The sequence below is a fragment of the Paenibacillus sp. J31P316 genome, from assembly GCF_056269105.1.
In genome coordinates this window covers 64,758-90,907 of record NZ_JBWDNI010000014.1, presented here as the reverse complement: position 1 = coordinate 90,907, position 26,150 = coordinate 64,758, and the positions used below count along the sequence as shown (strand labels likewise).

The 26,150-nt window shown below is 54.3% G+C and carries 20 protein-coding genes and 1 pseudogene; 3 read left to right on the top strand and 18 right to left on the bottom strand.

The window, feature by feature from the left end:
* Positions 1-335 precede the first annotated feature (335 nt).
* The 7 genes from AC0YNU_RS26040 to AC0YNU_RS26010 form a co-directional block, all read right to left on the bottom strand.
* Entirely contained in the window at positions 336-929 is a 594-nt protein-coding gene (locus AC0YNU_RS26040) for a YdeI/OmpD-associated family protein (RefSeq protein ID WP_475761698.1), read from the bottom strand.
* 170 nt (positions 930-1,099) lie between these two features.
* A complete protein-coding gene (locus AC0YNU_RS26035) occupies positions 1,100-2,524 on the bottom strand; it encodes a DHA2 family efflux MFS transporter permease subunit (RefSeq protein WP_475761696.1) in 1,425 nt (474 codons plus the stop codon).
* 323 nt (positions 2,525-2,847) lie between these two features.
* A complete protein-coding gene (locus AC0YNU_RS26030) occupies positions 2,848-3,765 on the bottom strand; it encodes an RNA polymerase sigma-70 factor (RefSeq protein ID WP_475761695.1) in 918 nt (305 codons plus the stop codon).
* Positions 3,755-5,074 (bottom strand): phytoene desaturase family protein, encoded by a 1,320-nt coding sequence (locus AC0YNU_RS26025; protein ID WP_475761694.1) that lies wholly within the window; start codon positions 5,072-5,074, stop codon positions 3,755-3,757. Before AC0YNU_RS26025 ends, AC0YNU_RS26030 begins: the two co-directional genes overlap by 11 nt.
* Before the next feature lie 93 nt (positions 5,075-5,167).
* Entirely contained in the window at positions 5,168-5,665 is a 498-nt protein-coding gene (locus tag AC0YNU_RS26020) for a DinB family protein (RefSeq protein WP_475761693.1), read from the bottom strand.
* A 15-nt stretch (positions 5,666-5,680) separates the two neighbouring features.
* Positions 5,681-6,493 (bottom strand): alpha/beta fold hydrolase, encoded by an 813-nt coding sequence (locus AC0YNU_RS26015; protein ID WP_475761692.1) that lies wholly within the window; start codon positions 6,491-6,493, stop codon positions 5,681-5,683.
* 89 nt (positions 6,494-6,582) lie between these two features.
* Positions 6,583-7,917: a YbfB/YjiJ family MFS transporter gene (locus tag AC0YNU_RS26010; RefSeq protein ID WP_475761690.1), complete on the bottom strand. Its 1,335-nt coding sequence runs from the start codon at positions 7,915-7,917 to the stop codon at positions 6,583-6,585.
* A gap of 115 nt (positions 7,918-8,032) precedes the next feature.
* Here AC0YNU_RS26010 and AC0YNU_RS26005 point away from each other — a divergent pair, with 115 nt between their 5' ends.
* The gene (locus AC0YNU_RS26005) at positions 8,033-8,926 is read left to right on the top strand and encodes a LysR family transcriptional regulator (protein ID WP_475761688.1); all 894 of its coding nucleotides are present in this window, start codon (positions 8,033-8,035) and stop codon (positions 8,924-8,926) included.
* Positions 8,927-9,061: 135 nt separating this feature from the next.
* Here the strand turns inward: AC0YNU_RS26005 and AC0YNU_RS26000 are convergent, their stop codons facing one another.
* Positions 9,062-9,526, bottom strand: coding sequence for a phage tail protein (locus AC0YNU_RS26000; protein ID WP_475761687.1), 465 nt, complete (start codon positions 9,524-9,526; stop codon positions 9,062-9,064).
* 192 nt (positions 9,527-9,718) lie between these two features.
* Between AC0YNU_RS26000 and AC0YNU_RS25995 the strand changes: the two genes are divergently transcribed.
* Complete coding sequence (locus tag AC0YNU_RS25995; RefSeq protein WP_475761685.1) at positions 9,719-10,402, top strand: TVP38/TMEM64 family protein; 684 nt, start codon at positions 9,719-9,721, stop codon at positions 10,400-10,402.
* A 44-nt stretch (positions 10,403-10,446) separates the two neighbouring features.
* Here the strand turns inward: AC0YNU_RS25995 and AC0YNU_RS25990 are convergent, their stop codons facing one another.
* The 8 genes from AC0YNU_RS25990 to AC0YNU_RS25955 form a co-directional block, all read right to left on the bottom strand.
* Entirely contained in the window at positions 10,447-12,411 is a 1,965-nt protein-coding gene (locus AC0YNU_RS25990; protein ID WP_475761683.1) for an AraC family transcriptional regulator, read from the bottom strand.
* A 137-nt stretch (positions 12,412-12,548) separates the two neighbouring features.
* Positions 12,549-13,469 (bottom strand): MBL fold metallo-hydrolase, encoded by a 921-nt coding sequence (locus AC0YNU_RS25985; RefSeq protein WP_475761681.1) that lies wholly within the window; start codon positions 13,467-13,469, stop codon positions 12,549-12,551.
* A gap of 25 nt (positions 13,470-13,494) precedes the next feature.
* A complete protein-coding gene (locus AC0YNU_RS25980) occupies positions 13,495-14,541 on the bottom strand; it encodes an ABC transporter substrate-binding protein (protein WP_475761680.1) in 1,047 nt (348 codons plus the stop codon).
* 27 nt (positions 14,542-14,568) lie between these two features.
* Positions 14,569-15,333, bottom strand: a complete 765-nt coding sequence (locus tag AC0YNU_RS25975) for an ABC transporter permease (RefSeq protein ID WP_475761678.1) — start codon at positions 15,331-15,333, stop codon at positions 14,569-14,571.
* Positions 15,266-16,105 (bottom strand): ABC transporter ATP-binding protein, encoded by an 840-nt coding sequence (locus AC0YNU_RS25970; protein WP_475761676.1) that lies wholly within the window; start codon positions 16,103-16,105, stop codon positions 15,266-15,268. The genes AC0YNU_RS25975 and AC0YNU_RS25970 overlap by 68 nt, the downstream gene beginning before the upstream one ends.
* A gap of 28 nt (positions 16,106-16,133) precedes the next feature.
* Positions 16,134-16,814: a Crp/Fnr family transcriptional regulator gene (locus AC0YNU_RS25965; RefSeq protein ID WP_475761674.1), complete on the bottom strand. Its 681-nt coding sequence runs from the start codon at positions 16,812-16,814 to the stop codon at positions 16,134-16,136.
* Positions 16,815-17,250: 436 nt separating this feature from the next.
* Positions 17,251-20,934, bottom strand: coding sequence for an InlB B-repeat-containing protein (locus AC0YNU_RS25960; RefSeq protein ID WP_475761672.1), 3,684 nt, complete (start codon positions 20,932-20,934; stop codon positions 17,251-17,253).
* Between the two features lie 206 nt (positions 20,935-21,140).
* Positions 21,141-22,061 carry a DMT family transporter gene (locus tag AC0YNU_RS25955; RefSeq protein ID WP_475761670.1) on the bottom strand — a complete coding sequence of 307 codons (921 nt, stop codon included), beginning with the start codon at positions 22,059-22,061 and terminating at the stop codon, positions 21,141-21,143.
* A gap of 112 nt (positions 22,062-22,173) precedes the next feature.
* Here AC0YNU_RS25955 and AC0YNU_RS25950 point away from each other — a divergent pair, with 112 nt between their 5' ends.
* Positions 22,174-23,574, top strand: coding sequence for an aminotransferase-like domain-containing protein (locus AC0YNU_RS25950; protein WP_475761668.1), 1,401 nt, complete (start codon positions 22,174-22,176; stop codon positions 23,572-23,574).
* A 43-nt stretch (positions 23,575-23,617) separates the two neighbouring features.
* Here the strand turns inward: AC0YNU_RS25950 and AC0YNU_RS25945 are convergent.
* Together AC0YNU_RS25945 and AC0YNU_RS25940 are read right to left on the bottom strand one after the other, a co-directional pair.
* A pseudogene (locus tag AC0YNU_RS25945) lies at positions 23,618-23,914 on the bottom strand (BBE domain-containing protein); the annotation flags it as partial.
* Positions 23,915-24,175: 261 nt separating this feature from the next.
* On the bottom strand, positions 24,176-26,056 hold the full coding sequence (locus tag AC0YNU_RS25940; RefSeq protein ID WP_475761666.1) for a discoidin domain-containing protein: 1,881 nt from the start codon (positions 26,054-26,056) through the stop codon (positions 24,176-24,178).
* Positions 26,057-26,150 lie beyond the last annotated feature (94 nt).

Here is a 26,150-nt window from a genome sequence, read left to right as displayed (position 1 = left end):
TCCCTACGTCCTCTCCGGTTCGATCCGTTCAGGTTAAGGTAGGAGCCTCTTCGCGAGTTGTGAAATCGTATGGTTAGAAAAAGACAGAGTTCTCGCGTCTTGAGCAAAACCATGAACGATGCCAGCCATCGCGATGGGCAGCCGGCTTACTTGATTATTCACATACTCCCGATTCATCCTACCTTCACCTCCTTGTATATACTTAGTTCGAGTATACTACATCCTTGTCTACTGCCGCAAACCCTCGTACCGCGCCACGGAGCGCTTTCCTTCAGGTAATAAATACCATCCATATATATTGATATTCATCCGTTCACGATCCTGTTCTTCTTCCTCTAATCATTCAGTCCCTTTCCATCAAGGATGTGCGGCATGTATTTCTCCACCCTTGCCGTACGCGTCTTGGATTGCTTCGGCTCCGAGAAATGAAGCAGGTAGGCTCTTTGCCGTCCCGGCGTCAACGCTTCGAAAGCCGTCTTCAATTCAGGGACCTCGTCTAGCTTCGCTTGAAACTCCTCGGATACGGCGAATTCGGTCGGCTTCTTGAATTCGACCTCCAGGCCGGCTTTCTCGACCTCGATCGCTTCGTAGATATAGGCTCTTATGGTGAGTTCCAGGTCGACGATTTCTTGCGCGTTCTTGAATCGAATCTGGCGCGCCGACTGTACGTTCTCCGTTTGTTGAATGAGGATACCATGCTTGTCCTTCAACAGGACGCCTTTGTGGAACAGGAGCGCGCAATATTCTTTGAACCCATGGATCAACACGATGTTCTTATCCTCGTACATGTAGCAAGGATGCATCCACTTGATATCCTCGGCCAGCCCGCAGTCCAGCACGATATTTCGGAGCAGCTCGAATTCTTCTTTCCATTGCTTCGCTTTCCTTATGAAGCCGTCCACCTTGGGATTCCTGACTTGCTGCGTCATCAACGAACACTCCTCTTCCGCATCATCATATTTTCAGCATACACCGTTTATTTCTAAAAGCCTATCCAAAACGCGAGGCCAGCTTACGCATGAAGGTTCCGCGAGAATAAACCAACAAAAAAAGCCTTATGAAGGCTGCGATTCTCGCGGCCATCATAAGGCTTTTCGCTTTATTGATCGGCTTCTCGTGCTACGGCACCGGCTTTCGCGGAAGAAACCCACCAGAACGGAAGCACCATGATGACGACGAGTATTCCAAGCAAGAGGAACAAGCCATTAGCCGCCTTCAAGCTCGCTGCTTCCAAGGAAAGATGCCGAGTGGCCACGGATACGCCTCTCCATGTGACGAAGGCGACCAGACAAATGACGATCGCCGCGGCAGCCGCGAGCTGCTCGACCAGATCATTCAATACGGATCCTTCTACCAGGTCGTTCTCCGGCAAAGCTCCCATTCCGGCGGTAGTGGCGGGAATGCTGGACAGCCCGAACCCGGCTCCGCGTATGGCCATCAGCAAGGTGACCCACCAGAACGGCGTGCGGGGAGTTAAACACCCGAGCAGCACTGTCGTTACTCCCGTTATCGCCAAGCCCCAGGCAACGACGCCCCTCGCGCCTTTTCGGTCCAGCAGTTTGCCGCCCGCCAGCATGAATAGTCCGGTCATCACCGCATCGGGAATAAACAGCAGTCCGGTCGTCGTCGCACTGTAATGATAGACGTTTTGCATCAAGATCGGGATCAGGAAGAATGATAAATAATAACCGATGGCGATCGAAGTCGTTACGATCGTGGCCATCCGAAACTGCCTGATTTTCAGCAGGGACAACTTCAATAAGGCGTGCGCATTGTTCCGCCGTCCTGCCACAAATAGCAGCATACAGGCTATTCCAGCGCCCAGCAGTCCCCAATGAAACAGATTCATGACCTGCTCCATCGTATTCATGGCCCCAAGCGCATACAGAGACAATCCGATGCCGGCCGATAAATATGCATATCCCTTTGCATCGAACGGAGATGTTCGTGCTGCCTCGGCAGCCGAGGGCTTCAGAAACCATGCGCCCATGATCAATCCGACGATTCCCGTAGGAAGGTTAATCAAGAACAACAGCCCGGGCTCCCCATGATCGATAATCAAACCGCCCACGGTGGGACCGATTGTCGGGGCCAGCATGCTGACCACGCCCCAAATTCCGGTTGCAATCCCTCTTTCTTCGGCGGGGACGGCCGCGAAAATAAGCGTAATCGACAAAGGCGTCAACAGTCCCGCACCGAATCCCTGCAGTCCTCTGCACGCAATAAGCGCCGCCAGGTTCCCGGCCGCCGCTGCTGCTGCGGAACCAATCAGGAACAGGACCAGGCCTGCCAAGTACACCTTCTTGGAACCGAAGCGTCTGCTGCAATACCCGGTTAGCGGGAGCGTGAGGCCCATGACCAGTACATAGATGTTAATCACCCAACCGACGACTAATTCATTCGCTTGAAATCGTTCCGCAAAAGCAGGCAAGGCCGGATTAAGCAGGCTCGTATTTAAAATAACCGTAAACGTTCCTAGCAGCACGGCCAGAATGACCGGCCATTTTCGCATTTCTTGTTTCATGTTTTCTCCTCCAGGCGGTACCCCGGGGAAAAAGCGAATCCACGATTTCGTTCAGCGCTGACATGATGCGCAACGTAGAATAATATGCTATTCGCCCGAGGCCCATTGAATGTATGAATGGGTTCGCTCTGGCGAAAAGATGATGAGCTGGTACATAGACCGGGTCACTTCCTTCCTCGACAAAGTATAAAGAGCGGCTATGCATAAGTCCACCGGAAAGATTGTTGCCTCGCAAGCAAATTCTTCATGCTTGGGAGAGCGGAATAATAGCAAATTGAAAAGGCCATCCCCGGTCGGAATGGCCATTGTCTACTGCTCCTTATTCAACTTAAAGCGCTCAAATTCAAATGCCGCATTTTATCCGGGTTGCGCAGGACATACATTCGCTGCACGCGGCCGTCTTGCAGCTCCAGGCTGACGATCGTCGGATACGTCTCGGAAGGGTTGCTAAGCACAACGCCCAATTGTCCGTTGATCTTGACCAGCTTCATGCTGCCCAAGCCATTCGCCTTGGACGCGAGCCCCTGGATAAATGCAAGTACGCGCTGGCTCGATATAATCGGTCTGACCGCCGCGAATACTTTGCCGCCGCCGTCATTGTACAGCACGATGTCGTCGGCGAGCATCGCGAACAGCCCTTCCATGTCGCCGGTAGCCGTCGCATGGAGAAATTGCAGGACGAGCTGCTCGGACCGTTCGCTGGCCGATGCTTCCGACTGCGGCCGATCTTCTTGGATTTTAGCTTTGAGGCGACTGTAGATTTTGCGGCAGCCGAGCTCGGTTTTGTTGACGAAGTCCGCGATATCGCGATACTCGAACTCGAAGGCCTCCCGCAGAATGAATACGGCCCGTTCGATCGGGGTCAGCCTCTCCAGCAAGACGAGGAAGGCGTACGATATCGTATCCTCGAGGACGATCCGTTGGAGTGGATCCTGTCCCGCGGCAGCGCCCGGGCGGAGCTCGTAGCTCTGCACGAGAGGCTCAGGCAGCCAAGGTCCGACGTAGACTTCCCTTTTCTTCCGTGCGGATTTCAAATAATCGAGACAGCGGTTCGTCACGATTTTGCACAAATACGACTTCAGGTTGCGGACGGAACCGCCCTCTTGATGGATGTCCTGCTGCTGTACCGTTACGAACGCGTCCTGCACCAAATCCTCGGCATGCGTGACTGACCCCAGCATGCGGTACGCGATGGAGAGAAGAAGCGGTCTGTACGTCTTATATACGGAATCAAGCTCCACGGTGCATCCCTTCCTTAACGGTATCGTTCCATGCCAGTATACCACTTGCCGCTTCTTTGGCACTGGCCAAGGAAGCGTTAAGCAGCATCCCGGATGCTCCGACCCAATCGCCGCATACGTATAATCCCGGCCGGCCATCGACTGCAGGCCCTGGTCTGCCCGGGAGTCCGCCGTTCGCGGCCGCGACGAGGCCGTGCGAGACTGTCATATGCGGCAGGAAGCGCTGCTGAACGACGTGCTTGCGCCATCCCGGCTGAACGGTATCGAGGAAGCCTTCAAGCTCCCGTTCATCCTGCTTGGGATCCGAGTTATCCCCCGGGGTCAAATACTTCATGACATGGATGACCGCATGCGCCGGATGATCGGAGAACGTCGCGACGGCGGAATGATTCGAGTAATACCACGGATAATCCGCGCCTAAAACAAACTTCACTTTGGGCTGCGGCATCCCGTTTACGACGAGATCCAGGCAGGCGGCATGCACCGGAACGAGCTGCTGATAAACGGCGGCTTCCTTCGGGCTAAGCGCGGGTTGGAGGAGCGCCATCGTGTCCGCCGGCCCGGCGGTAGCGATCACATGGCGGGCCATCAATCGTTCCCCGTCCTTGAGCGTGACGGTCATGCTGGGATTGCTGCCTGCAATTTCCTTGACCGGCGCGCTTGTGCGGATCGTTACCCCTGCCTGCTTCGCTTGATCCGCCAGATCGTTCACGATCGTCTGCCAACCTCTGTCGATATACAAGACCTGAGCTTGTTTCAGCTGCTCGATCACGGCTCCGGCGCTTATCCGGTCAGGAGCCTCGCAGTAGGTGGATACGCGCACGAGCGCGCCCACTGCGCTGCGCACGCGAGGACTGGTGATATGGGCGTCCAAGTAGGCCTGAAGCGTGACATCATGCAGGGCGGAGGCATCTTCCTTGCGAATGCGGCCATAGAAACGGATCAACTGCATTTTCTCGCGAAACGACAGGAACGATCCGAGCAATAATTGCAATAGCGGCACAGCCTTGCTCTTGCCGTTTGCGCCTTTGAATAGGAGCAGGCCTTGTGGTTTCGCAGCCGCTCCTGCAGGCTTGACGCCTACTTCCTCTAAAATGGTAAGCGCGCTTCTATAGAGCGCATGCGCACCCATATTCACGCGCGCAGCCGCCATCTCCGTGGAAGCGGCACGGCCTCCGACATGCGTGCCTCTCTCAAGCAGAAGCACGGACTTGCCTGCCCGTGCCAGGTAGATGGAGGCCGTTAATCCCGCCGCCCCCGCTCCGATAACGACCACATCCCACGCGGTCTCGCTGCTATTGTGCGTCATGTACATCATTCCTCTCCAGACGGATACGTACATGACGATTAACGGAATCGGTTTGTGACGGCGGGGCTTGTCATCATCGTCCTTGCCGAGCCCTCAAAGCGGCGGCGTCACGCCCATTTTCTCCCATCCCTCCTTGGAGGGACCGTATACGGCTGGAATAAGCAGCCCCGCTTGGCGCATCAGCACCGTAACCTGGCCCCGATGATGAACGATGTGCTTGATCAATCCCATAAAGATCGTCGCGTTGGATTCCGTTCTTCCGAACGCTCGTTGGGTATGCGTCAACGTATCGTCCGTCCATTGCGCTTGAAGCGCACTGACGACCTGAGCGCTTACCGCCGTGAACACGTCCGCGATTTCCTTGGCGGGCGGCACATCGTTCGAATGCGGCACTTTCGCGATCGAGACGCCGAATTCTATCAAATAATCCGGAATATTCGATACGAAATGCCATGCGATCCTGCCCATCGTGCGCCCCTCGGGATAAACCTGCTGCGAGAGCGCCTCATCGGTCAAGCTGTCCAAGATCTTCTGCGTCAGCCCGGCTTCCCGCTTCCACTCCGCGATCATATCTTCGATTGTGCAATACATCGTGTCATCTCCTCCTTAGTTCAGTCCCGTTAGAAAATCGTTCGCCGCGCGATAATAACCGTTCAAATCCTCGGCGTGGACACCATGACCGCATTGTTCGAACACGATCAGCTTCGTACCCGGTCTTCGCGCCTCCATCCGTCTTGCCTGTTCGGTATCCAGAATGAAGCTCTTCCCGCCATGAATAAGCAGAATCGGGCAGCTGGAGCCCAACCAATCCGTCCACCACACCCCATTGGACTGGGGAACGGATACTTGCAGTCCCTTCAGGTCCGTCCGGAATCCCCAGCCGCGTTCATCCTCCAGCACGCTTTCCGCAAAATAATCGATGGTCCGCAGCCCTGCGCTTGCAAGCGAGGCTCGCAGCTCCTTTAAGGAAGCCGACCGGAACGGAAGCTTGTCGGCGAAGGAGAAATCGGCGTTAATCTCCGCCCCGATATCCTCAACGATAACGGCTTGCACCAATTCCGGATAACGCGCCGCGAATTGATACCCATTCAGCCCGCCCAAGGAATGCCCGAGAATCGTGACTGCCTGCCCCCCAAGCTCCGATTGGATCAAATGCAGAATATCGTTCACGTAATCCTCTCTTGCGTAGTCGCTGGGAGAGTGGTCGCTCCAGCCGTGTCCTCGTTGATCGAGCGCAATGACCCGCCAATCGTTGAACCGCACGGCCAACTCCGAGAAAGATCTCGCATTAGCCATATACCCATGCAGCATAAGGAGCACTCGTTCGCGATCCCCGCCAAAATCAAGGTACGAAAGCCGCAGCTTGCCCGAGTGAAAAAACTTCCTTACCGGCAAATCGTTAGGACTGGCATGTACCATCGTAGTCACTCCTCTTGGTTCATTTGTAATCTCCACAGACCCATCATAATCGTTAATAGTGACAGCTATTGTCATGGTTATGCTTATCATTAACCGCCATGGGGAAAACCTTGGCTGTCTAGCCGTTGTTGGCTTTGTTGTCGGTGTTCTATTTCTTGTCGGTGTTGTCTTTCTTGTCGTTGTTCTATTTCATATCGTTGTTCTCTTTCTTGTCGCCGCTGTATTTGTCCATGGATGCCAGCCAGCACGGCGGCGATCGCCATGAAAATCGCACTGGACGCGACCCCGAACTGCAGGCCGTACCTTCCAACCGCGGCGCCTCCAACGATCGGACCTATAATCTGCCCGGAAGCAAAACAGGCCGTGGCCAGGCTGAGGCATGCCGCATAGGCATGATGAGGGACATGGCGCCGAAGAAGCGCGGTCGTCATCAGCGGAGGGGTGATAAAGGAGACCAGCCCAATCGTAACGGCGCCCACTGCCGTACAAATCATATTGCCGGTGGTCACGCCGAACACGCCGATCGTCCCCAGCGTTAACCCCACCGCAAGCGTATAGCCGCTCGGCCAGCGGTCGATCGCCTTTCCTCCGATCCATCCGTTGAATAACCCCGCGGCTCCTATCCCCGACCAGACCAACCCGGCATCGAGAGACGGAATACCTTTGCTCACCAGATAAGGAATCAGATACGTGAAATAGATGATGTAGCCCCAGCCGAAGAAGAAATACGAACCGATTAAGAAGAGCAGCTTCTTCGGATGCAACAGAAGACGGTACACATTGATGCGCTCACGGTCTCGCGGACTCGATTCCGCACTTGAGGGCATAGGCGCGGATCCGCGCTTGCTTGTTCTTGTGACGCACTCGAAACCGAATGCGGCGATGACGCCGAACACCCCCATGGCCGTCCACGCATACCGCCAGCCCTCCACGTGCGAAGGGTCGATGGCAAAGGGGGCGAATACGCCCGTCACCAGAATGCCGGCGGAACCCCCCAGCCAGATGAGACCCGACGCCGCGCCTCGTTCGACAGGTCGGACGGCATCCATGGCAATGGACAGGACGAGCACCGTGGCGATGGCCGACAACAAGCCGATCACGAACCGCCAAAGTCCGAGCTGAATGAAATGCTGGCTGCTAGCCGAGCCGATCATGGCCAATCCGAGCAGGAAACACGTGATGCGATTGAGAATCGGCTTGCAATCCGGGAACCGCGAGATGAAGGGAGAAAGGCACAAGGTACCGACCAAATACCCGATAAAGTTGACCGTGCCCAATATGCCCAATTGACTGTAGCTCCCCCCGATTTCCCTCTGTATGCCTGGCAAGAACATGCCATAGGAGAGGCGGGAGAAACCGAGAATGACGACAAACATAAGCGATGCCCATAGCGTGATCCAACTGAATGCCGATTTCGTACCCATAGCCCATCTTCCCCTAAAAAAATTTGATGACCCTAGTGTAAATTTGTAGGGAAGTTTTGTAAAATTGAATTATATGAATAAATCGTTCATAAAACTTAAATCAAAGGTGATGACAATGGATCTTCGAGCGCTCAAAACCTTCGAAGCTTGCGTGCGACTTGGCCATTTTCAGAAAGCTGCCGAGGAGCTCCAATTTGCGCCTTCTACGGTAACCCTCCAGATTCAGCGTCTCGAAGCCGATCTCGGCGTATCGTTATTCGTGCGCGACGGCAAGCGCGTGATCGTGTCCGAGGCCGGCCGCTGGCTGCATCAGGAGGCAGCGGTGCTGCTGAAATCGATCGGGGCCATGAGGCAGACCGTCTCCGATATCGCGACGGGCGACGACGGCTCCGTTCGTTTCGCGGCCATCGAGCCCATCGCCAGCCAGGGGCTGGCGGCCGTTATCGCCGACTTTTACAGGGCGCGTCCGAAAGTGGCGTTAACGATGGAAGTGGGCGGCAGCAAATCGATCTTGGACAGGGTTCGAGCCGGCGAATTGGACTTCGGCCTATGCTCGGCTCCGCCGGCGAATCTCATGCTGGAATTCGAGCCGCTGCTCGAGGAACGATTAGGGGTTATGCTGCCCGTGAATCATCCTTTGGCCGAGCAGGACAGCATCGCGGCGAGCGACCTCGCTGGGCTGACCGTTCTGGTCAAAGAACCGACTTGCATCTACAGGGAGCTTTGGGAAACGACGTTAAGTCCATCCGGCCAAAATCGATTCACGAGCATCGAGGTCGGCAGTTTCTTCGTGATTCAACAAATGGTCAAAGCAGCGGTCGGCGTGGGCATCGTTCCGATTTACAGCGGTCTGGAGCTTGAGGGCTCCTCGGTCATCAAACCGTTCGCCGACCTGAATCCTGTACTCGGGATAGGCATCGTATATAGAGACAAGAACCTCTTGGGGAAGGCAGCGTTGTTATTGATCAACGCCATAAGAGACGTCTGCGTGCCCGAATCTGTCACGTAAAGAAGCTTGGCATGCGGTTGCAGGCACAAATAAAGCCTCTATTCCACACTCGGAATAGAGGCTTCTATTTCGTGCTCTCATAAGGAGCGAGTAAGAATTAGCTGGACGAGTCCTCCAATAGCGCTTCGGCTTGGACTAGTATTGCCCTTTAATGACAAAAAACGAGCCCCGAATCGTTCCCGCCAGCTTGGACTTCTGCCGAGCGAACTTGAATTTCTCCGCCAGTTCGGCCGGAATCTCCATCCCCTCGGAAAGCTTGAAGCCGACGGCCCGCTTCTTAGGGTCATCCACCGTATACATGACATTGATCGAAAGGCCGTCCTCATAAAAAACATAGGTAAATTGGATATTTTCCACTTGAAAACGCGACGTTTCCAATGGTTTGGCCGCAAATACGATATCGCGTTCTTCTTTCAAAATGCGGTGCGCGTAATCAAGGTCCTCCTGGCTTTCGCTAGCGGGGACAACCGTAAATTCATGCTTGTATTTGTTCATAAAGTAACGGGCTTCATTCGCGCGTAAACCGGCAAGCGCTTCTGCTACGGGCGAAGACTCCAGCCCTACCGTGGACACGTTTTTAAAATCAACGATATACGACATTTCCATCCCTCGTTTTCTCAAATGATTTCCCAAAACAGAAACTGAATCTTCTTCATCTACCAAATATTATACCAAAAATGATTCGATATAAACGTTTGCTTCGAATTGCTGTTAATTGTATCTTACATCTGCCTGGCGTTTCGATATAATATAGTTAGTTAGTTTGGTAACCTAAAGGAGTTCGAGTTCAATATGAATAAACGCAAATTGATCCTTCGCGCGGTCGGCTACCTCGCCTTTCTGCTTTGCGTTTTCTTGTTATTAAAGAATAGCGGTCTTACCGTCGCAGACATCACGCCGGATACCATCCGAGAGATCGCGCACGATGATATCTTGCTGCTCATGCTTATCATGCTCGTCATTATGACGCTGCAGAACATCTTCACCTTCATACCGCTTATTCTCGTCATCACGGCGAATATCACCTTATTCGGTTTTTGGCGAGGGTACTTGTTCGGTTGTTTATGCAGCGTTATCGGCAGCACATTGGTCTTCCTATCGATTCGTCATTTGTTCCGCGGCGTATTCGCGGACTTGAAGAAGCTGCAGCAGTTCCAAGCGAGGATCGAGAAGAACGGCTTTGCCTTCGTTCTATTCGGTCGTATTCTGCCGCTCATGCCCACGAACCTCATCAATATTACGTCCGGACTAAGTTCGATCAAGACGCTGCACTTTATTTCCGCCACGACGATCGGCAATTTAGTCTACGGTCTTGTCCTCTCATCCGTGTCCTTCGGCATGCTGTCCGCGACCGACCATCATCGTTTGTATCTGCTGCTGACGGTCGCTGCGGTCTTAGCGGTCGTGGCAGGCTATCGATTAAACAAACGCAGGCTGAAACAAATAACGGCAATGGACACAACAAAGGCGCCCTAACGGGCGCCTTTGTTGTGTGCTGCTGTCTGTCTCCGAGTGCCCTGTTAGAGGCTCGTCAGCCAAGCAGCCAATTCCTCGGTCTGACTCAATATCGCGATCGGATCCCAATAGCCGGAGCGATCGCTGGTCCATAGAAACACGTGATCGTTCTTGACTGCCGGAAGCGAGCCCCAGATCGGGTCTGCTTTAATATCGGCCAGCTTTTCCGTATCGGAGGTAAGGATGATATAATCCCCCGCGTACTTCGTCAACACTTCGGCAGAGAATGCAGCCCAGCCGGGATCGGCCATCTCGGCGGCGATCTCCGCAGGAGGCTTGAAGCCGAATCCATTGTAGATCGGCTGTCCTCCTTTGCCGTAATCGGTTCCGACGGCCATCAAGCTTTTATCGCTGGCGATTTCAATGACGGAGAACGTGCTGTCCGCGGGAATAACCTTCAATACGTCGGCCTTGGCGTTCGCGATTCGACTGTCATAGTCCGCGAGCCAGCTTTTCGCTTTATCCTCTTGGCCCAGCAGTTCGCCGAAATAAGCAACCTCTTCGTGTACCGTTTTCAGGGAAGCATACGGAATGACGACGGTGGGCGCTATCTTCGCCATCTGCTCGTTCAGCTCCGGATACATGTCGTCCATAATAATTAAATCCGGTTTAAGCGCCAGTATCTTCTCTACATTGCCATTGCCGTCGCCAATATTCTCAACGTCCTTCAAGTATTGTTGGAAATACGGATTCTTGATATGGTGATCGGATGTGCCGATCGGCGTAATGCCAAGCGCGATCAAGCTGCCGAGATACTCGCCTGCAACGATACGTTCGGGATGCAAAGGAACCTCCACCTCGCCGTTGACCGTTTGAACGGTTTTCGTCTTCGGCTGCTCCGTGTTTGCCGGCAATGTATTATCGCTGGGACTTGGCTGCGAGGCCGTCGTCTCCGCTGCGCCGTTCGTACCGCATGCGCTTAGCAGCAGCATGAGGCTCAGCAGCAAGGCCGCCAGCGCAGGTCTTGAATGATTAAGCATGAACAAATCTTCCTCTCCGTCACCCTGAGACTGATAATCGTTTTCAATACCATCAGTATAGTGAACGGGCTTGAAGGGGACAATGGACGATTCCATGATTATAGCCGGACAATCTGCTTGCTCCTTCTTCGCGTTCTTCGCGTTCTTCGCGTTCTTCGTGGCCCGGGCTTCTCTGTAGCTGATCGGAGAAACTCCCTTGTGCTTTTTGAACAGCCTGCCCAAGTAGCTCGGGTCCTGATAACCGACGCCGGCCGCAATATCCTTCAAGGCAGCATCCGTTTCAAGCAGCAGCGCCGCCGCCTTATCGATGCGTATTTTGATCAAGTAGTCGATCGGGCTAAGCCCCGTGCGAATTTTGAAATAGGAAGAGAGATGAGGCACGCTATAGTTCAGACTTTCCGATAACGATTCGAGCGTAATGGGATCCGCATAATACTCATGAATGAAGGCCGCTACCTGGGCGGCCAAATCGCGCTTGGCCAAGCCTGCGCCGTTCGCCGAAATTTGATGAGCCAGCTCATGCACGAACTGATATAGCAGCGTCCGAACGCGCAAATTCGCAAGCGGCGACTGCCTCCCCCATTCCTTGTGCATGTCGCTCACGATCCGATACAGCTTAACCGCATTGTCCGGCGTTATGCTATACGCATGATCAAAGGGCTTCGTTCGCTCTGCTAGCTCGGCAATCTCTGCGGGTAACGGGGGATTCAGACTCGCTTTATAATAGATGCTATAGTAATCCACGCCTTCGCTTCCGGCGACGATGTCGAGCAAGGCGCCTTTGCCTGCATGGAGCACCGTAAAGCGCTGCATGCTATGATATTGGCCTCCGCAAGCAGCCGTAGCATGACCGCGAACCGACATCAGATATAGGCTTGAGGGCACCTGATAAGCACGCAAGGCTTCGCCGGCTTTGAGCGTGACGCGCCGAACGTCCATCACTTTTCCGTTCGCGTGATTCCATAGCACGATAAGCTCGTTGATGTCCATATCGTCGCCTCCTCCCATTCACCGGCAATCCGGTTGGCGTTCCAGACAGATTACCGCCTATTATACCAAAACGATTCCATCCATAGCGCGAAAAAAGAAGGGCACCCGGCCGGTGCCCTTCCTCGAGCGGTTACCCGCTATTTTAATTCGAAGACCATCAAGTCGCGGCCGACCGTGATCGGTCCGTCGTAAATGTCGGCCATCCCTTCGATATAGGCTTGCTCCGCCGCCTCGTTGGGCTCCGGCGCGGGAATGTGATGCGTGAGCACGAGATGCTTGACGCCGGCCCGCTTCGCGATATCCGCCGCTTCCAGCGTCGTCGTATGATACTTCGCGGGGTTCGACAGCGCCTTCTCGTGCGCCGGATATTGCGCGATCAGAGCGTCGAGCCACGGCTTGTTGTACGCTTCATGAACGAGCAGATCCGCCCCGGCCGCTTGTTTCTCCATGCTGGCCACCGGAATCGTATCGCCGGAGATCACGACCGTCTTGCCGTTATATTCGAACTTGTACGCGATCGCCGGATAGACAGGGCGATGGTCCACTTCGAAGGCGGTAATCCGGATGCCGTCCTTGTCGTAGACGACGCCCTCGTTGCATTCCGTATACTCGATTCGCGAGCCCGCTTCGTCCGACAGGTTATAGCTGATGCGGAGCTTGACGTCGAACTCGAAGGACTCCCGCATTTTGCCGATGATCGCCTTCGTCGTGTCCGGACCGTACACTTGCATGGGCACCGAACGGCCCTCGAAGACGCGTTCGGCGGTAATATGCGTGCGCCAGCTCGTGATGAACACGTCGAAGAATCCGCCGTTATGATCGTAATGGTGATGGGTGAACAAGACATCGGATATCCGCTGGGGCATGATGCCGGCTTTGATTAGTTGGTCCACCGCGGCTCCCCCGCAATCGACGAGAAACGTTTTGTCTCCCGCGAGCACCACGGCTCCGGGCTTCGCTCGCCCATAGAAGGCGCGCGGAGAACCCGTTCCGAGCAGAACGACGGTCAGGTCCGGGTGGTAGTCTGGCCGCAAATTCTCTTGTGGTTGGATATGCATCGCTGTCACTCCTCTCCGCTTCGCTTTATTTGCCTTCCTGCGTCTCCTCCAGCAGCGACAGATCGTACAGGCCTGACAGATCCAAGCCATCTGCTTTGACTCCCTTGATGTAGCCGGCATCTGCCGCTACCTGAGCCATGACCTTCAAGGCGTCTTGGTCGATGTTCGTCGTCAGGGTTAGATGGGCAAGCGCGGCCTTGATCAATTCGGTGTCCAAGCCCTTGCCTGTCAGTTCTTTCAGCTCATCGCTGACGAGAGGATACGTATCGTCCGGACTATCCTTGATAAACTTTATTGCGTCCTCGTTGGCGAGCAGAACGGATTTGGCCAGATCCCGATGATTCTTCAGGAAGTCGTCGCTCGATACGATGATCGTGAGCGGGTAGTTCCCCTTATTCGGCGGAACTTGATCCCAATCGACGGCGATCTCGCCGATGCCTTCGTTCGCGATCTGCGTGCCCCATGGTTCCGGCAACAGCGCCGCGTCAACCTGACCCTGCTTCATCGCCGTCAGCGTATCTGCCGGAGCCATCGCGATGAGCTGCGCCCCGCTCTTGTCCGTCGTCACCTTCAGGCCCTGCTCTTGAAGCAGCAAACGGAGAGAGATCTCGTTCGTGCTTCCCTTCGTCGGGATGGCGACCAGCTTGCCCGCCAAGTCCTTGACGCTCTTCACGCCGGAGCCCTTCCTCGCCACGAGCACGGCACCGCCGTTGTTCGCCCCGGACAGAATCTTGATGTTCTTGCTCCTTACGTATTGGTTGATTACCGGGCTTGGACCAACGTAGCCAATGTCGATCTGGCCTGTCGCCATCGCGGTCGAGAAGTCGGAGCCGTTATTGAAGCCCTGTACTTCGATCTTTACATTAGCGCCAAGACGTTCCTGCAGATAGCCCTTCTTGATCGCTACGAAGGCCGGTGCATGGGTCACGTTCTTGAGCACGCCGATCTTCACCGTAATGGGGCTGGCCGAATTGGAGCCCCCGTTATTCCCCGAATCAGAGGAGCCGCAGCCGGATAGCAGAGTCAGAATCAAGATGATTGCAAGACTAGAAAACACCGCTTTTTTGAACATGGACCATTCCCCTTTTCTTAAATGAGCTTACGTTTTGGCAGCATTCAGGCCGTATTGGGTCCAGATCCGGTCCTCTATGCGCTTGAAGACGAGATGGTCGGAGATCGTGCCGAGAATCGCGATCACGAGCACGATGCAGAGCATGAGCGAGGTGTCGCCGAGGCTTCGTCCCTCCTCCAACAGCTGCCCCAGCCCTATGCCTCGCGCAATGAGTTCGCCGGAGACGAGCGCGCGCCAAGCGAACGCCCAGGCCATGCGCATGCCCGTAATGAGCTGAGGAATAGAGGCGGGAATCATCACTTGGTAGAAGAGCTTGAACCCGCGGCCCGTTCCGAACATCTGCGCCGACTTCAGATAGATCGGAGGAATGTTCTTGATCCCGCTTCGGCTCGCGATCGTCATCGTCCACGTGGCCCCGATCGTCGTAATGAACACGACGGCGAAATCGTTCAGCCCGAACCAGATAATGGCGAAAGGCAGCCAAGCGATGCTCGGTACCGTCTGCAGCGCGACGACGACAAAGCCGAATGTCTCGTCCAGCACTCGGCTCCGAGCGAACAGGACCCCGAGCGTCGTGCCGATGACGCACGACAGGGCGAACGCGACGAGGATTCGCCTCAAGCTGCTAAGCGTCGCTTCGAGCAGCTGGCCATTTGCCATCCCATCGTAGAACGTATGCATCGTCTGCAGCGCCGACGGGAAGCGCCAGCCCCAATGCATCGTCCTATATGCCGTCTCCCAGATTACGAGCAGCAGAATGAGAAAGAGGGCTTTTCTCAAGCGTGTAGTCATTGCCGTATTCCTCCTTCGCCACCTTCTCCAGTTCGGCGGCCAACGTATCCATGATCTGACTCTCGATATGGTGCAGCACGGAATCGCCGGGCGCCCGCGGCCGTGACGCCTGTACGCGAAACTCCTTCTTGATCCGTCCCGGCCGGGTGGACATCACGAGCACCCGTTCCGACAGCGTGACCGCCTCCCGGATGTTATGCGTAATGAACAGAATGGTCTTCCGCGTGTTCAGCCATATCTGCTCCAATTCCTTGTGCAGCAGCAGCCTCGTCTGTTCGTCGAGCGCGGCGAACGGCTCATCCATGAGCAGAATCTCAGGATCCATGACGAGCGCCCGCGCGATCGCCACCCGCTGCTTCATCCCGCCCGACAATTCATGGGGATAACGGTCCGCGAACTTGCCCAAATGAACGGCCCGGATCTGCTCCATGGCCCGCTCGCGGCGCTCCTTCTTGTTGATCCCCTTCTGCTTGAGACCGAAAGCGACGTTCTCCAGCACGGTGAGCCACGGATACAGCGCATGGTCTTGGAACACGACGATACGGTCGGGCCCCGGGGCCGTGACTTCCTTCCCGTTCGCTTCGACGCGGCCGCGATCCGCGAGCTCCAGCCCAGCCACCAAATTAAGCAGCGTAGACTTGCCGCATCCGGAAGGACCTAGAATGGAGACGAACTCCCCCTTGCTTATCTCGAATGAGATGTCATCCAATGCGGTGTAGCCCGCTCCGCCCCGTTGCGCGAACGTCTTGCCGACTCCTTCTACCCGGATCATGCTCCGCCCCCCTTGGCTTCCCATATCGTTACGCCTGCTGTTCGAACTCGTCGGTATCGAGAATGACAACCAACTTCTTCTCATAGCGAATGCGGCCTTCGTCCCGCCATCGTCCCAATGTCTCCGTAACCGTCTGCCTGCTGCAGCCGATGACGTAGGAGATTTCCTCGTGGCTAAGCGGAAGCGTGACGACCGTCTCCTTCCCCGCGCGAACTCCGAGCTGCAGGAGCAGTTGAGCCAGCCTCCAGGCAACCGGCCGCGAGATGAGCGTTTCCACGTACCGCTGCGTCTGCAGCAAACGGCTGGCGTTGGCCACCGTTAGCGCGTAGAGGGCATCCGGATGTCTCTTCAGCAAGTCGGTGAATTGGGAAGCCGGAATCGAGAGGATGCGACTGTCGGTGATGCACCGCGCATAACGCTGCCTCTTCTGCCCCGTCAGCACCTCGGCCGCGCCGAACACCTCGCCCTTGTGCCGCAGGAACAAGGTGATGCTCTGGCCCTCTTGGGCAAACTGCGAGATCTTCACCAGTCCGTCCTGGACAAAATAGATCTCCTGGCTTTCCTCTTCGCTCCTGAAAATAAAGGCGTTCTTCTTCATCACGCGAGAAGTGCCGAATTCCTCGAAGAGCTTCGCTAACGCGAGTTGCTCGGCTTCACCGTTATCCGTTACGGTTCCTTCCGAATAGGAGGACATTCCCTCTTGGTCCATCGTCGCCGCGCCCCTCTCTAGCTGTCTAGGTAATCCTTAGTTTACTTATCGGTATTTACGATTATAGTTCATAGTTTATAACAAAACAGTCGGCTAGCCGACAAAATATGAAGCATGGCATCGGTTTATTGGTCGGAGACGGCAGTGAAGGCAGAAAAATAAGGTTGTCCCGAAGGCCTGCAGAACCTTAGAGGCAACCAATATGAGATTCATAGGAGCTTTACTTGCTTAGCAAACCTTACATCCACTAAGATGCATCCCAGCGATTTCCCTTTAAAAAGCTTCCACCCGTGAGTATCGCACTAAACTCCGCATCTATACGGAACCCCAGTTTACCGTTCAGAGTTAAATTCCAGCCATGCGGAGCTGCGGATTTATAAAAATAGAGCAAGGCTGCTTTGAATTTGACTTCAAAGCAGCCTTGCTCTGCATTTCTTTACTTGCTCTTTTGCGCCAGCATTTTCAAGAGTACCGTTACCGCTTCTGCTCTTGTAGTCTTATCTTGAGGAGCAAATCGGTTCGCTCCCTTGCCTTCGATAATGCTCAGGTTTTTCATTGCCACCACTGCGCCTTTCGCCCAGTCCGGAATGTCTTGGTCATCCGCAAAGCCAGACGCCGCAGCCGTTGCGCTAGGCAGGCTTAAGGCCTTTGCAATCATCGAAGCCATTTCCGCACGGGTAATTTCCGCATTCGGGCGGAAGGAGCCGTCTTCGTAACCGCTAATGATACCCGCGGATACGGCCTGCGCGACGGATTTCTCCGCCCAGGAGGCGATTTGCGCCTTGTCGGTGAACGCCACCGGCGTTCCGTCTGCTTGCGGTTGGAGCGCGTTCATCAGCATGACCGCAAATTCCGCGCGCGTCACGGTACGACCCGGCTTAAACGTGCCGTCCGGATAGCCGCTGGCGATCCCCGCGCTTACCGCTTGCTTGATGCTGGCTTCCGCCCAGTGTGCGGCGATATCGCTGAAGTTTATTTCCGCTTTGCCGTCCGTTGCCGGAGGGGCAGTATCGGCTATCGCAAATATAGCGTACTTCGTGAAGTGATTTACATCTACGCTAATTCTGCTGCCGCTCACTTCGCCGCCGACCTTCACCCATTCCTTCTTCGCTTCGTCATAATAGAAAACGACCGGCTTCTCGTTGCCTTTCAAGCGATTAAGGTCGAATTTGAAAGAGAGCGTGACCGGTTTGTCGAAGTTCCCGGCGAAGCTCTTGAGAACTTCAAATACCGAGCTAAGCAGAACATCCTTACTTGTAACCAACGTCTGTACGTCCGGGACGATCTCGATCGTGAATTGCTGCTCTTTGCCGGTAGCGTTAACCGGAATGACGATTTTGATCGCATCACCGAGGCTAACTTCTCCCGCTTTACCCGCGGGAAGCGTTAAATGACCGTCCGTAGAGGTGACCTTGGGATCATTCGTTGGCGGGGTTGTTGTGTGCGAGCCGCCATCACCGTTTGATGTCCACTGCGCATACAGCGTGACATCGGACGAGCCCATGCTGAACGTAGCAGCTGCTGCATAAGCCGTCCCGGTTCCATCCGCTTTCGTATTCCAACCCGCAAACGCATAGTGCGCTTTCACCAAATTTCCATCGTTGCCAACTACCGAGACCGAAGCGCCTTGTTCGTACGAGCCACTGTCAGTCGGTACGCTTCCACCCGTACTGCCGTTGCCGTTATACGTCACCGCGTACGTCGGGTTTAATGTCCACTGCGCATACAACGTGACATCGGACGCCCCCATGCTGAACGTAGCGCCTGCTGCATAAGCCGTTCCGCTTCCCTCGGCTTTCGTATTCCAGCCTGCGAAGGTATAGTGCGTTTTCACTAAATTTCCATCGTTGCTGGCTACTGACACCGTAACGCCTTGCTCGTACGAGCCGCTGTCGGTCGGTACGTTTCCACCCGTACTGCCGTTGCCGTTATACGTCACCGCATACGTCGGGTTTAGTGTCCACTGTGCATACAGCGTCACATCGGACGTGCCCATGCTGAACGTAGCGCCTGCTGCATAAGGCGTTCCGGTTCCATCGGCTTTCGTATTCCAGCCTGCGAAGGTATAGTGCGTTTTCACCAAGTTCCCGTTGTTGCCCAATACCGACACCGAAGCGCCTTGCTCATACGAGCCGCTATCGGTCGGTACGCTTCCACCCGTACTGCCGTTGCCGTTATACGTCACCGCATACGTCGGGTTTAGTGTCCACTGTGCATACAGCGTGACATCGGACGTGCCTATGCTGAATGCGGCACCTGCCGCGTAAGCCGTTCCGCTTCCATCGGCTTTCGTATTCCAACCTGCAAACGTATAGTGCGTCCTGACTAACGTCACCGCATCGCTATATACGTTGACTATCATGCCCCGCGAGTACGAGTTGCCGTCGGTCGGAGCACTCCCGCCCGTGTTTCCATTCCCGTCGTATGTCACGGTCTTTTTTACTACCTGCAAATAAGGATATCCGTTATTGAGCGATGGACTTATCGCCCATAGGTTTGAGAAGTCCCAGCTTGAATCTGCATACGTGCCTTGTACCTTCATCTCTGCGGTCGTTCTGCCAACGCCCTTGCCGGTATCCGACTGTCCCGTTGTACCCGAGTCGTAGAAGCTGTTAGTAATCGTCCCACTACCGTTATTGCCGATCAAGCCGCCTATCTTAGTGCCGCTTCCCGTTACGCTTCCTGCTGCATAGTCGTAGCTGATCGTCCCGGTATTGTTGCCAATCAAACCGCCTACATTTGAGCCTCCCGTTACATTTGCCGTGGAGAAGCTGTTACTAACGGATCCATAATAATTGTAGCCGATCAAGCCGCCTGCGTTGGTGGTTATCCCTGTGATGCTTCCTGTAACGTAGCTGTTGCTTATCTCTCCGTTATTGTTACGGCCCACCAAACCGCCTACGTCTTGTTTGCCGGTAACATGTACGTCTTCCAGATTCATGTTGGTGATGCTTGCACCATAATAGGTGTAACCAAACAATCCTGCATAGTTGCTATCCGGTCTATTAATCGTCAAGCCTGTGATCGTGTGTCCATTGCCGTCCATATGCCCCATAAATCTATTGCTGGAATCGCCAATCGGCAACCATTCTTGTACACCGCTTACGTCAATATCCGCCGTTTGTTTGAAATACAGATCTTGATTCAAATAATTGCGGATCGTATCCAGCTCCTCGCTGGTTCTGATCAGATAAGGATCGCTTTCGGTACCCGTTCCAACGTCTAATATTTTCGCCCATTGCGCGTACAGCGTCACATCGGACGTAATCGTACCCTCGGTCTCTGCCTCGAAATGCGTTCCTCGACCGTCCGCCTGCGTGTTCCAGCCCGCGAATGCGTAGCCCGTCTTCGCCAGATTTCCGTCGTTGCCCGAAATCAATGCCTTCGTGCCCTTATACGAGCTGCCGTCGGCGGGTACGTCTCCTCCCGTGCTGCCGTTGCCATTGTACGTTACCGTGTAGCTAGGGTGTACGGTATACGTGACGGACGCTACGCTCGCGTCATGGGAACCGTCCCCTGGGAAAGCAACGGTAATGGCATGCGAACCGACGGTCAGCTCGGATGTCTTAAAGCTGGCGCTGGACGAGGCGCTTAGTAGCTCTCCCCAACTAACTGTTACCGTAAAGTCATCTTGGCCCCAGAAGGTGAAGGTCTTCGCAGCGGCATCCATCGTAATCCGCGATAAATATCGTGCGCCCGGCTTTTCCCATTGACCAACAACGTTGCGGGAAGCATCGTAAGCAACGATGTTGAACGCAATGCGATTATCCGCGTAACTATTAGCCCAGTACGTGTATGCGCCCCATTGAATAACGGGGGTTACGCCCGATGTCGTAATCACCGGCTCAGCCGTCGTTAATTCATCTGTCATAAGGTCCTGACCGTTATCTCTCAACGTGACTGTTCCGCCGGGGGTAGATCCGCCGATTGCCGGATCGAGTGCCATGACGTCGAAGGCGACTTCTTCCCCATAAGTCGAATCCAGGGAAGCGGTTGAAATCTCCAATGCGGCCGTACCCTGAGCCGCAGCGATCCCCGAATATAGGTTAATAAATAATGCCAAAGCAAGGACGACCATGATGATCTTTTTCTGTTTTGCCATGCCGAAATTATTGTGCACTCCTGTTTCCCCTTTGCTTTAAATCGAGTCGAAAACCAAAAATAAACAGACCAATGCGGAACAGTATTGAAAGCTCCAGGCAGAGCAGGCCCAATAACTGTCAATCATTTACAATCATTTTTATATCATTCGACAAATTTCAGCTTTTTCCTGCAAATTGTAGAACAATAACTCATCCAAACTAAACTTTATCACTAGCGTGACTGTTAAGAATGATTAGCAACGCTCGAACCTCTCTTAGAAACCAATTGCTTCAAACTGTCCAGATTGATCCAGATCGTTCCGGCAATGATCGTAATCACGCCCATTACCGATACCCAAGTGATCGTCTCGCCATACAATAGCACTCCAATCGCGAGCGCAATCATCGGGGAAACATAGAGGAACGTCGTCGGAAAGACGGGATTCGTTTTGGAGACGAGCCAATAGACGAGGCTTTGTCCGACCATCGAACCGATAACGATTAAGTAAAGAAGAGATCCGACCGCTTTCGTCGTCAGCAGGCTCTCGATGTATACGTGCTCCGTGAAAGAAGACAGAATAAGAAGCATCAAGCCTCCGTACAGCATCTGGGTCGCGTTAATCGCAGTAGACGAAGCCTCCGGAAATCGCTGAATGACCCGTTTGGAATAGATGACGCCGAAGGCATAGAAGATCCGGCCGGCCAAAATCGCCACGCACCCGACGATCCACTCTGTATTGGCGGTTACGGTCAGGCGCGGGAGCAGCAACAGGACGATTCCGGCGAATCCAAGGATGCCGCCGAACGCGGCACGCGCCGTCGGCTTTTGCCGCACGACAACCGTTTGCAGCGTAAGGATCATCATGGGAGCCGTAGCGGACAGCGCAGCCGCAAACCCGGAGGAGACATACTGCTCGGCCCAATATACGGTGGAGTAGGTTCCGAATGTAAGACCCGACCCCATAAGCAGAATTTCTTTACGCCATAATAACTTTAAGCTTGCTTTATTCTTCCATGCTATGAACAAGAGCAAGATCAGGCCTGCAATGAAAGACCTTATTCCCGCCGAGAAGAAAGGCGGCGCGGACGCGTCGACGCCTAGCTTTATCGCCAAAAACGTTGTACCGAAAATTAGACAAACCATCAGGTAATTAAAAATAATCATGGATACTCCCCCTTGTAACAGGAATTATACAAGGGAGCCATTAGAACAGATGGTTACTAGCAGAACAGATTATCGGGGAGAGCGATATAATAGGAGATGGGAGGGACAGGCATTGACGAATGATACGCTGTTCAGACAGACGTACGATTATATTGTCGCCAAGATCGAACGCGGGGAATTGCATGCCCATGACAAGCTGCCTTCGATTAGACGGCTCGCCCAAGAACTCGGGGTACACCGGCTAACGGCATTTCGAGCCTATCAGTTGCTGAAGCAAGACGGGAAAGCCTATGTGAAGGATAAATCGGGTTACTATGTAAGTCCGGATCTTCCGCAACAAGTCACACTCGAACATGCAGAGCGTAGCCCCAACGCCGCTTCCGGCTACTCGGAGTACTCTCTATCGGATATTAAGCAGATACCCGTCGCTTATCCATTTTCCAAAGCGCTGATCGATCCGAACTTGCTGCCGAATCTTTTCCTGTCCGACTACGTGAAGAAAGTCTTCGATTTATATCCGAAAGTCATGGGGACCTACTCCGATTTGCAAGGGGACGTGGAGCTTCGTGAATTCCTTTGCCGCTACATCATGCAGCACCACGGTTTTCGGCTGACCGGAAGCGACCTGTTGATCACGACCGGAGGGCAACAGGCGATCGACTTGGTTTCCCGCGTATTCGTCAGGCCGATGGATTTCGTCATGATTGAAAGGCCGACCTATAGCGCCGCGATCGATATTTTCCGTCAACAAGGCGCGCGGTTTATTACGGTCGATATTCACCCCTACGGCTACGATCTGGAGAGAGTCGAAATGCTCATGGCGCAGCACCGGCCCCGTGTCTTTTACATGAATCCTACCTTTCATAATCCGACGGGGTACACCGTTCCGGCCGGCCAACGCAAGCGGCTTGTCGAGCTGGCCGAACGATATCGCTGCTTGCTGATAGAAGACGATGCGGTTCACGAAATGTATTTTGACCAACCTCCTCCTAAGCCCATGTTTGCTTACGATACGGATGGGTGGGTTGTCCACATCCGCAGCTTCAGTAAATACGTAGCGCCAGGGCTGCGCATCTGCGCCGTCATCGGCCGGCCGACCGTGTTAAAACCGCTCATTAACGCCAAGTGGCTGGCCGATAACGGAACCCCGCTGGTGAACCAGAAAATTTTCCTTCACTATTTCGAATCGGAGCGAATGCAGCAGCACTTGGAGAAGCTGCGCATCGCTCTGCAGGTGAAAAAAGAAATCGTCGAAGAGGAATTATCCGCTACGGGATGGAAGTGGGTCAGTCCAACAGGAGGCTTGAACCTTTGGATCGAGCTTCCCGCAGCGTTTCCTGCGGAACGGTTTTTGAACGAGAGCTTCCGGCAATCCGTCTCCGTGGTTCCGGGGGTACTTTGCGATCCGCTTAGAGAGATGCGATCATGGATCCGTTTAAGCTATTCGTTCGCCAACGAGGAGCAATTGCGGGAAGGCGTCAAGCGGCTCGCGGATATCGCTCGACGATACTAGGGAACCGAAGCGACTGCATGCCGCGTCCCCAGTGTGAGCAGCATCATTTTCCGACCGGTTGACCCACTGGAATGCTCTGCGCAAACCGAAACACATTATGAGGGTCGTACTTTCGTTTCACTTGCTTCAATCTGCCGAAGTTCACGCCGTAATATGCTTTGGGCCAGTTCTTAATCTGTAGATTGGGAAAGTTCACGTAATCCCCTTGCACAAAGGGGCGTAACGCTTTGCGGAACCTTGTCACCCACTGGATATTCCGCTGCTGCTCTCCGCTGTTCCTCCATCGAGCCGACAGTTCGTAGATGGTCTCCGCCTTCCGATGAGGATAGGCCGTAGCAGTGCCATCCCCGTCACACCATCCCTGTCCATGGCATAAGCCTTGCTCCTCAGCTCAGCTTATGTCTATGTAGGGACACCCGTCCTCGTAACGGCAAACGCCTTGCAGGCCGCATAAAACAGATCGAATGCTTATCTAATCGAAAACAAAAAGCCCCTGAAACTTAACGTCTCAGAGGCCATGCCGCAATACCGCCCGCGTTGTTGGTTATGTTGACGACCGTCTTCAAGTTCGAACCGTCGACCGTCGCGGGTTTATTTCATGTCAATTTGGAGGTCCGTACACCTCGAACTCAAAGATTCTTGCCGCGGCGTTTGTGGTTTGCGTAGGCGTCGTGACGTCTAGCTTGATATAGCGAGCCGATACGACGGTAATCTTGTTTACCGAAATGCCGCTCGTATTGTTCGTTACGTTCACTACCGGAGTCCAACTGGTACCGTCGGTGCTGACCAGAATCTTATAAGCCTTCGTGTTATAGGAGGCGGTCTCTCCGCCCTCCGATGCGTGCTTGATGACGAATTGGTTCACTTGCTTCACGGAGCCGAGATCGAGCTGCAGCCAACGGTTGCCGGACTTGGAGCACCATTTGCTATCGTTGATGACGCTGCCGTCCACGGCTTTGGCCGCGGTTTGCGAGGCGTTGCACGTGCTGTCGACCGTCGCCGGTTTATTGAATGCCAAATTCGATGGTCCGAACACCTGAAGCTCATAAATCCTTGCCGCCTGGTTTGTGGTTTGCGTAGGCGTCGTGACGTTCAACTTGATATACCGAGCCGATACGGAAGCGATATTATCTACTGTCACGCTAGCCTTATTATCGGTTGCTTTGACTACGGTGCTCCAAGTCGTGCCGTCGCTGCTGACCTGGATATTATAAGCCTTCGAGTTATAGGAGGCGGTCTCTCCGCCCTCCGATGCGTGCCTGATGACGAATTGGTTCACTTGCTTCACGGAGCCGAGATCGATCTGCAGCCAACGGTTGCCGGACTTGGAGCACCATTTGCTATCGTTGGCATCGCTCCCGTCCACGGCTTTGGCCGCGGTCTGCGAGGCGTTGCATGTACTGTCCGCCTTTGCGGGTTTATTAAATGCCAAATTCGGATGCCCATAGACCTCGAACTCATAGATTCTCGCCGCAGCATCCGAAGTCTGCGTTGGGGTCGTGACGTTCAATCTGATGTATCGGGCCTGCGCGTCCGATATGTTGTCTACCGTAACGCCGCTTGTATTATTGTTTACGCTAACCACCGTACTCCAGTTCTTAGCATCGGCACTCACTTGGATATTGTAAGCCTTCGTGTTATAGGAAGCCGGCTGTCCGCCTTCCGATGCGTGCTTGATGACGAATTGGCTCACTTGCTTCACCGCGCCAAGATCGATCTGCAGCCAGCGGCTGTCGGACATGGAGCACCATTTGCTGTCATTGGTTACGCTGTCGTCCACGGCTTTGGCCGCGCTTTGCGAGGTCGTGCACGTGCTGTCAGCCGTCGCGGGTCTATTCAATGCTACATTCGGAGAAGTCACCGTTATCGTGTATGTCGTCTTGCTCGATCCGGTCTGCGGGGTGACGATGATCTTCATGCCCGTCTCCAGCGTCGTCGCTTTCGTCATGCCGTCCGCATTGTAGATCTCGAACGTTGCATTCGCTGACGGCGTGATCGCGGCCTTCAAGTCGGCTAACTTGACGTCGCTCCCGACAGAGATCGTCTCGTTCGCCGTGCCGCCGGTGCTTACCGTGCCGATCGTCGAGGTCAACGCAGCAGCGCCGCACGCCCCGTTTGTTCCCGTGGCCGTCCATTTCGCATACAGCGTCAGGCTTTGATAAATCAAATCGGATGCCGTGTAGGCTTGCGTTAGCGCACTGTCGTAGTACCAGCCCGCGAAGCTGTAACACTCCTTCACCGGCGTATGCTGGAACGTCACCTTCCCTCCGGATGACGACACAAACTCGGGGGCAATCGGCGAGCCGCCGTTCGAGTTGTAAGTCACGGTCACTTGGGCGGTGACGCCCCCTACATCTAATCCGGCAAATGCCGTTGCCCCGAATGTCATTAACGAAACGATGATTACTACCGCCAGCAAATAACCTCTTAGCTTCGCTTTCAACCTTTTCTTCTCCTGACTGCGTCCTGGCCCTTCCATCATTCATGCCCCTCTCTCCTACTCGAATAATTAGCGCTATTGGTACTGCGAGCTCGCCCGCAGAAGTAGCCTGTAAGGTTTCGTTCGTACAGCATCG

Excerpts from the sequence above, each read along its gene's own strand:
- AC0YNU_RS25985 (WP_475761681.1), bottom strand. The coding sequence starts at position 13,469 with ATGCATATCCAACCACAAGAGAATTTGCGGCCAGACTACCACCCGGAC.
- AC0YNU_RS25970 (WP_475761676.1), bottom strand. The coding sequence starts at position 16,105 with ATGATCCGGGTAGAAGGAGTCGGCAAGACGTTCGCGCAACGGGGCGGA.
- AC0YNU_RS25965 (WP_475761674.1), bottom strand. The coding sequence starts at position 16,814 with ATGGACCAAGAGGGAATGTCCTCCTATTCGGAAGGAACCGTAACGGAT.
- AC0YNU_RS26015 (WP_475761692.1), bottom strand. The coding sequence starts at position 6,493 with ATGGTACATGCCAGTCCTAACGATTTGCCGGTAAGGAAGTTTTTTCAC.
- AC0YNU_RS25995 (WP_475761685.1), top strand. The coding sequence starts at position 9,719 with ATGAATAAACGCAAATTGATCCTTCGCGCGGTCGGCTACCTCGCCTTT.
- AC0YNU_RS25955 (WP_475761670.1), bottom strand. The coding sequence starts at position 22,061 with ATGATTATTTTTAATTACCTGATGGTTTGTCTAATTTTCGGTACAACG.
- AC0YNU_RS25990 (WP_475761683.1), bottom strand. The coding sequence starts at position 12,411 with ATGGACATCAACGAGCTTATCGTGCTATGGAATCACGCGAACGGAAAA.
- AC0YNU_RS26010 (WP_475761690.1), bottom strand. The coding sequence starts at position 7,917 with ATGGGTACGAAATCGGCATTCAGTTGGATCACGCTATGGGCATCGCTT.
- AC0YNU_RS25940 (WP_475761666.1), bottom strand. The coding sequence starts at position 26,056 with ATGATGGAAGGGCCAGGACGCAGTCAGGAGAAGAAAAGGTTGAAAGCG.
- AC0YNU_RS26040 (WP_475761698.1), bottom strand. The coding sequence starts at position 929 with ATGACGCAGCAAGTCAGGAATCCCAAGGTGGACGGCTTCATAAGGAAA.
- AC0YNU_RS26005 (WP_475761688.1), top strand. The coding sequence starts at position 8,033 with ATGGATCTTCGAGCGCTCAAAACCTTCGAAGCTTGCGTGCGACTTGGC.
- AC0YNU_RS26000 (WP_475761687.1), bottom strand. The coding sequence starts at position 9,526 with ATGTCGTATATCGTTGATTTTAAAAACGTGTCCACGGTAGGGCTGGAG.
- AC0YNU_RS26025 (WP_475761694.1), bottom strand. The coding sequence starts at position 5,074 with ATGACGCACAATAGCAGCGAGACCGCGTGGGATGTGGTCGTTATCGGA.
- AC0YNU_RS25975 (WP_475761678.1), bottom strand. The coding sequence starts at position 15,333 with ATGACTACACGCTTGAGAAAAGCCCTCTTTCTCATTCTGCTGCTCGTA.
- AC0YNU_RS26020 (WP_475761693.1), bottom strand. The coding sequence starts at position 5,665 with ATGTATTGCACAATCGAAGATATGATCGCGGAGTGGAAGCGGGAAGCC.
- AC0YNU_RS26035 (WP_475761696.1), bottom strand. The coding sequence starts at position 2,524 with ATGAAACAAGAAATGCGAAAATGGCCGGTCATTCTGGCCGTGCTGCTA.
- AC0YNU_RS25980 (WP_475761680.1), bottom strand. The coding sequence starts at position 14,541 with ATGTTCAAAAAAGCGGTGTTTTCTAGTCTTGCAATCATCTTGATTCTG.